Genomic DNA, 6,470 nt, shown 5'->3' with positions numbered 1-6,470 from the left:
TCAAGTCGATCACCGACTTCGGCATCTTCATCGGCCTGGACGGCGGCATCGACGGCCTCGTGCATTTGTCCGACATCTCCTGGCAGGCGTCCGGCGAAGACCTCGTCCGCAACTTCAAGAAGGGCGACGAGATCGAAGCCGTGGTGTTGGCCGTGGATCCGGAGCGCGAGCGCATCTCGCTCGGCATCAAGCAGATGGAGCAGGACCCGTTCGGTCATTTCATGGCCGTCCATCAGCGTGGCGCGATCGTCACCGGCACGGTGAAGGAAGTGGACGCCAAGGGTGCCGTGGTTGATCTGGGCGACGGCGTCGAGGGCTACATCCGCGCCAGCGACATCGCCAAGGAGCGCATCGACGATGCCACGCAGCATCTGAAGGTGGGCGACAAGGTGGAAGCCAAGTTCACCGGTATGGATCGCAAGGGCCGTCAGCTGTCGCTCTCGATCCGCGCCAAGGATGAGGAAGAGCTGCAAGACGCCATGGCCGAATACTCGTCCGCGTCGGGTGGCACGACCAAGCTTGGTGCGCTGCTCAAGGAGCAGCTCAACAAGGCTGATTGATGTAGTGCCTGCATCGGGGCGGTGTTGCGCCGCCCCGATTCATTCCACGTCACGGACATTGGGGACCCATGACCAAATCCGAGCTGATTGAGGCGCTGGCGAGGCGTCAAACCCATCTTGCGTTCAGCGACGTCGAGCTGGCGGTCAAGAACGTCATCGAGCAGATGAGTCACGCGTTGTCGAGCGGCGAGCGTATCGAAATCCGTGGCTTCGGCAGCTTCGCGCTGCATTACCGGCCGCCGCGCATGGGTCGCAATCCCAAGACCGGCGAAGCGGTGGCGTTACCCGGCAAGCATGTTCCGCATTTCAAACCCGGCAAGGAATTGCGCGAGCGCGTGAACCTGCATCTGGAGCAGCAGGCCGGCTAAGCCTCCAGCAAGTGCTTATCCCGACAGGCAGGCGGCATCGAGCCGATCCTGCCTTTTCTTTGCCATGGAAAAGTGGCGAGTCCGGCTGAATCACTTCTTCACCTTCCCCTGTGAGCTGTTCAGCCAATCGGGTAAAGTCGCACGATGCGATTGATCGTCATGCTGCTGTTGCTACTGTTCATCGCCGGGGGAGTGATCCTGGGGGCGCTCAATGCGGACCTCGTCGGTTACGACCTCGCGTTTGCGCGTATCCAGGTTCCGAAGGGCGCGGCCTTGCTGGCCATGCTCGCGCTGGGCTGGATCCTCGGCGGCCTCACCGCATGGCTTGGCGTCACCACGCGCCATCATCGCGAGCGGCGGCGTGCGGGCAAGGTCAAAGGCGCCAAGGCAAGCAAAGCATCATGAGCACCTTCTATTCGCTGCTGGCTTTGCTTATACCGGCAGCCTTCCTGAGTGGATGGTGGACCGCACGGCGTGCGGGTGTGCGACGTTCCGGGGTGCAGGTCAGCGAGCTCTCCTCCGATTACTTCCGCGGCCTGAACTATCTGCTCAACGAAGAGCAGGACAAGGCGATCGAGGTGTTCCTCAAGCTCGCCGAATACAACCGCGACACCGTAGAAACGCACTTAGCGTTAGGCAACCTGTTTAGGCGTCGCGGTGAAGTGGATCGAGCCATCCGTCTGCATCAACATCTGGTCTCCCGGCCCGGCCTTTCGGAAGGGATGAAGACCGTGGCCTTGCTGGAACTGGGCGAAGACTACATGCGCGCCGGTCTGCTCGACCGCGCCGAAGCGCTGTTCTCGGACCTGGTGGCGATGAACGCGCATGCGCCCTCGGCACTGCGCCATCTGATTGCGATCTACCAGCACGAGCGCGATTGGCACAAAGCCATCGAACACGCGCGCCGCCTGGAAACCATGACGCGCGAAGAAGAGGGCACCACCATCGCGCAGTTCTATTGCGAACTGGCTGAGCAATCGCGCCAGCATGGGGCGCGTGCCGAAGCGCGGGAATATCTGCAGCAAGCCTTCGCTTCCCAGCCAAATTGCGTGCGTGCCTTCATGCTCACCGGGCGCCTGCATGCGGAAGAAGGGCAGCATGCCGAGGCGGTGGATGCCTACGAGCGCGCCGTCGAGGCGGATATCGCCTTTGTGCCGGAAATCCTGCCACCCTTGCTCGATAGCTACGCGCGGTCGGGCCAGATGGAACGCGCGGAACGTTTTCTGCGCGACATCCTTGCGCGCTATCACGGCATCTCGCCCGTGCTTGCACTTACCCATCTGTATCAGCAGCGCGACGGCGAAAAACCCGCCATCGACTTCCTCACCTCGCAATTGCGCCAACGTCCTTCGGTGCGCGGACTGATGGCCTTGATCGATGCCACCATGGACAAGATCGAAGGCGAGGCGCGCGAGAACTTCCTGATCCTGCGTGACCTCACGCGCAAGCTGCTCGAAGGGCAGGCGATGTATCGCTGCAGCCATTGCGGTTTCGGCACCAAGGCGCACCACTGGCAGTGCCCCAGTTGCAAAGGCTGGAGCACGATCCGCCCGATCCACGGGGTGGCCAATGAGTGACGCGATGGCGGCTGGTTTTGCCCCGATCGCGTTTGCCGTTGTATTTGCCTTGCTAATTGCGTTGGGCGTGGTGCGCGCGTCCATCGCCTATGCGCATCGTCGCGGCATGCTCGACCAGCCGGGGCAGCGTCGCTCGCACACCATACCGACGCCGCGCGGCGGCGGTATCGGCATCGTGGTGGCGACGCTGCTGACGATGCCGATATGTCTGGTGCAACCGTCCTCACCATGGCCGCTTCACGTGGCTCTCACGCTGTTGATGGCAACGGCGATGATTGCCTTGATCGGCTGGTGGGACGATCACAATTCCTTGCCGGTTCTTCCACGCTTCGGAGTGCAACTATTGGCCGTTGCCCTGTTTTCGGCGGCCCTGGTCAGTCCCCTTGGCTGGCTGTGGATACCGCTCTGGGTGCTGGGTGGAACGTGGAGCATCAATCTGCACAACTTCATGGATGGCATTGATGGCCTGCTGGCGCAGCAAGGCATGTTCGTAGCCGGTGGCTTGGCCGTGCTTGCGGGGAGCATGGGCCAGCCTGCGCTTGCGGGCGCTGCCGCATGCGTAGCGACGGCTTGCCTGGGCTTTTGGTATTACAACCGCTCGCCAGCCCGGATTTTCATGGGCGATGTCGGAAGCGGCACGATCGGCCTGCTGCTTTTTGCGCTGACCGCCATGTTGTGGCGCCTGCACTGGCCGCTGGTATGGCCGGCCCTGATTCTCAGTTCAGCATTCGTGACGGATGCCAGCCTTACGCTGCTCACCCGTATGCTGGCAGGCAAGCGCTGGTATGCTGCGCACCGCGAACATCTGTATCAATGGATTGTGCGCAGGGGCCATACGCATGCGGCAAGTGCGGCATGGTATCTGGGGTGGAATCTGCTGATCGCGGCACCGTTGGCCGCATTGGCGTTCAAAAAACCAGGGATCGGGCTTTTGGCCTGCATCGTCACTTATGCGATCGCGGCAGTCGTTTGGCTTCAAGCCAAGCGCCGTCTGATCAAGCGGGATCGATACAAGGTTCGTCATGTCCATACGTAAATGGGTCGGCACAGTTCATCCGCGGGCGGCAGTGGTTCTGCACGACCTGCTCGTTACGGCTATCGCCTGGTGGGTCGCCAAGGAATTGCGCTACGCGCTTGATCCGAAGCTGATCATCGCGTTCGAACCGTATGAATTTCCGATCGTGCTGGCCGTGCAGGGCATGGTCTACGCCTGGACCGGCCTGTACAAAGGCGTGTGGCGTTTCGCCAGCTTGCCGGATCTATGGAACATCCTGCGTGCAGCCATCGTCGGTACGGTGGCGATCGGTGTTTCCCTATTCCTGTATGGACGTCTGGATGGCGTGCCGCGTTCGGTGCTGCTGCTGTACCCCTTCGTGCTGGCCTTGTTTCTCGGTACGCCGCGCCTGGCCTATCGCTTCTGGAAGGACAGCCGCATCGACCTTTTCATGAACGCCAAGACACAGCGCGTACTTATCGTCGGTGCGGACAGCGCCGGCGAAGCGCTGTCGCGCGACCTGCACCGCGACACCCGTTTCATGGTGGTCGGCTTCGTGGATGATCGGCGGTCGCTGCGCGGCGCACGCATCAACGGCAAGCCGGTGCTGGGTTCGCTGGAACAACTGCCGGATGTGGCGAAAGAAGCCGCCGTGCAAATGCTGCTGATCGCCTTGCCGAGCGCCAGTGCGCGCCAGATGCGACAAGTGGTCGAACTATGTGATCGCACCGGCTTGCCTTATCGCACCGTGCCGAAGCTGGAAGACGTCGTCGCCGGCCGCGCGCAGTTCAACCAGATCAAGGAAGTATCGATCGAAGACCTGCTCGGCCGCGATGCCGTCGAGCTGGACTGGACGCGCATCCGTGAAACCCTGACCAACCGCAGCGTGCTGGTCACCGGTGGCGGTGGCTCGATTGGTTCGGAGCTGTGCCGGCAGGTCGCGCGACTGGGCGTGCAAGCGCTCACGATTGTGGAATCCTGCGAATACAACCTCTATCAAATCTCGCAGGAATTGCGCGCGGCCTATCCGGAGCTGCTGCTCAATAGCGTGCTGGCCGACTGCGGCGATGCCATCGCGATGCGCCGTCTGTTTGCCGAAGCAAAACCGCAAGTGGTTTTCCACGCGGCCGCGTACAAGCATGTGCCGATGCTACAGGGGCAACTGCGTACCGCAGTGCGTAACAACGTGATGGCGACGCGCAACGTGGCAGACCTCTCCAGCGAAAGCGGCGTGGAATGCTTCGTGCTGATCTCCACCGACAAAGCCGTCAACCCGACCAGCGTGATGGGCGCGTGCAAGCGCATCGCGGAAATCTATTGCCAGAACCTCAATGCGCATTCGAACACGCACTTCATTACCGTGCGGTTCGGCAACGTGCTGGATTCGGCCGGTTCCGTCGTACCCTTGTTCCGCCAGCAGATCCAGGGCGGCGGCCCGATTACGGTCACGCATCCGGAAATCTCGCGCTACTTCATGACCATTCCGGAAGCCACCCAGCTGATCCTGCAGGCCGCGGCGATCGGGCAGGGCGGCGAAATCTTCGCGCTGGACATGGGCGAGCCGGTGAAGATCCGCGATCTCGCCGAACAGATGATCCGCCTGGCCGGCAAGAAGCCCGGCACGGAAATCCCCATCGTCTACACCGGCCTGCGCGCGGGCGAAAAATTGTTCGAAGAACTGTTCCATCCGCTGGAAAACTACAGCGCGACGACACACAACAAGATATTCCTAGCGCAGCACCGGCCGGTATCGTGGGACTTGCTGCAGGCACAGATGGCCAAGGCCACGCATGCCGTACACAGTTTCAATGAAGACGAACTGCGCCAGTGCGTATCCAGTTTGCTTCCATCATTCAGCTGGAGCGACGCTGCCCAACCCAGCAACGTGATTCCGCTACGCCGTTCTGACATTGGAGAGAAGTGAGTGAGAAAGAGCCTGTCTTCATATTCCAAGCGCCTCGCGCCGGGTCTGTTTGCCCGCAATCCTGCGTCATCACTCCGTTGCGTATCGACATACGCGCCTTCGTTCTTCCTTGACTTGCGAGCAAACAGCTCCCGGCGTGAGGTGCTCGGAATATGAAGACAGGCTCTGCATTGCGCAAGGTGGTGTTTCCGGTGGCCGGCCTCGGCACCCGTTTTCTTCCGGCCACCAAGGTGGTCGCCAAGGAAATGCTGCCGGTGCTGGACAAGCCCCTGATCCAGTACGCCGTCGATGAAGCCGTCGACGCCGGGGCCGATACGCTGATCTTCGTCACCAACCGCTACAAGCACGCCATCGCCGACTATTTCGACAAGGCCTACGAGCTGGAAGCCAAATTGCAGGAAAAGGGCAAGGACGAATTGCTCGCCCTGGTGCAAGGCACGCTGCCGCGCCATGTGCGCGCCATCTTCGTTACCCAGCCCGAAGCGCTCGGCCTTGGCCATGCCGTGCTGTGCGCCAAGCCGGTGGTGGGCGATGAACCGTTCGGCGTGGTGCTGCCGGACGACCTGATCTGGAACCAAGGCAAAGGCGCGCTGCGCCAGATGGCCGAGCTTGCCCAAGCCGAAAATGCCGGCGTCATCGCGGTGGAAGAAGTGCCGCATGACCAGACCGACAAATACGGCATCGTTGACGCCGAACCGGTCAACGAGCGCAGCGCGCGCATCCGCTACATGGTCGAAAAGCCCAAGCCGGCGGATGCCCCGTCCAACCTCGCCGTGGTCGGCCGCTATGTCTTGCCCGGCCGCATTTTCCAGTTGCTGGAACAGACCACGCCCGGCGCAGGCGGCGAAATCCAGCTCACCGACGCCATCGAGGCCTTGCTGACGGAGCAGGGCAAGGTACTGGCCTATCGCTTCGAAGGCACTCGTTTCGACTGCGGCAACAAGGCCGGCCTGGTACGCGCCACCATGCATATGGCGATGCAGGATCCGGGCCTGGCGAAGGTCGTGCGCGAAGTCGCCAAGTCGTATTGATGGCGTTTGCAGAGGT

Annotated in this window: 7 protein-coding genes; all 7 read left to right on the top strand. The window is 61.7% G+C overall.

Annotated elements, in window-relative coordinates; translation table 11 throughout:
- The coding region (locus tag V7M64_RS11980; protein ID WP_333679378.1) for a S1 RNA-binding domain-containing protein at window positions 1–560 on the top strand (560 nt) is incomplete at its 5' end.
- A 41-nt stretch (window positions 561–601) separates the two neighbouring features.
- Window positions 602–928, top strand: coding sequence for an integration host factor subunit beta (locus V7M64_RS11975; protein ID WP_333679380.1), 327 nt, complete (start codon window positions 602–604; stop codon window positions 926–928).
- 144 nt (window positions 929–1,072) lie between these two features.
- Window positions 1,073–1,333 (top strand): DUF1049 domain-containing protein, encoded by a 261-nt coding sequence (locus tag V7M64_RS11970; protein ID WP_333679377.1) that lies wholly within the window; start codon window positions 1,073–1,075, stop codon window positions 1,331–1,333.
- Window positions 1,330–2,505: a lipopolysaccharide assembly protein LapB gene (gene lapB, locus V7M64_RS11965; RefSeq protein WP_333679376.1), complete on the top strand. Its 1,176-nt coding sequence runs from the start codon at window positions 1,330–1,332 to the stop codon at window positions 2,503–2,505. The genes V7M64_RS11970 and lapB overlap by 4 nt, the downstream gene beginning before the upstream one ends.
- Entirely contained in the window at window positions 2,498–3,541 is a 1,044-nt protein-coding gene (locus tag V7M64_RS11960) for a glycosyltransferase family 4 protein (protein WP_333679375.1), read from the top strand. Before lapB ends, V7M64_RS11960 begins: the two co-directional genes overlap by 8 nt.
- The gene (locus V7M64_RS11955) at window positions 3,528–5,423 is read left to right on the top strand and encodes a nucleoside-diphosphate sugar epimerase/dehydratase (RefSeq protein ID WP_333679374.1); all 1,896 of its coding nucleotides are present in this window, start codon (window positions 3,528–3,530) and stop codon (window positions 5,421–5,423) included. Before V7M64_RS11960 ends, V7M64_RS11955 begins: the two co-directional genes overlap by 14 nt.
- A gap of 152 nt (window positions 5,424–5,575) precedes the next feature.
- The gene (gene galU, locus V7M64_RS11950; protein WP_333679373.1) at window positions 5,576–6,454 is read left to right on the top strand and encodes a UTP--glucose-1-phosphate uridylyltransferase GalU; all 879 of its coding nucleotides are present in this window, start codon (window positions 5,576–5,578) and stop codon (window positions 6,452–6,454) included.
- Window positions 6,455–6,470 lie beyond the last annotated feature (16 nt).

Origin of the sequence: Dyella sp. (assembly GCF_036746095.1) — a bacterium.
Lineage (GTDB): Bacteria > Pseudomonadota > Gammaproteobacteria > Xanthomonadales > Rhodanobacteraceae > Dyella_B.
The sequence above is the reverse complement of the archived record's forward strand: the minus strand, read 5'-3'. Positions and strand labels throughout refer to the sequence as shown.

Excerpts from the sequence above, each read along its gene's own strand:
- V7M64_RS11960 (WP_333679375.1), top strand. The coding sequence starts at position 2,498 with ATGAGTGACGCGATGGCGGCTGGTTTTGCCCCGATCGCGTTTGCCGTT.
- V7M64_RS11970 (WP_333679377.1), top strand. The coding sequence starts at position 1,073 with ATGCGATTGATCGTCATGCTGCTGTTGCTACTGTTCATCGCCGGGGGA.
- galU (WP_333679373.1), top strand. The coding sequence starts at position 5,576 with ATGAAGACAGGCTCTGCATTGCGCAAGGTGGTGTTTCCGGTGGCCGGC.
- V7M64_RS11955 (WP_333679374.1), top strand. The coding sequence starts at position 3,528 with ATGTCCATACGTAAATGGGTCGGCACAGTTCATCCGCGGGCGGCAGTG.
- lapB (WP_333679376.1), top strand. The coding sequence starts at position 1,330 with ATGAGCACCTTCTATTCGCTGCTGGCTTTGCTTATACCGGCAGCCTTC.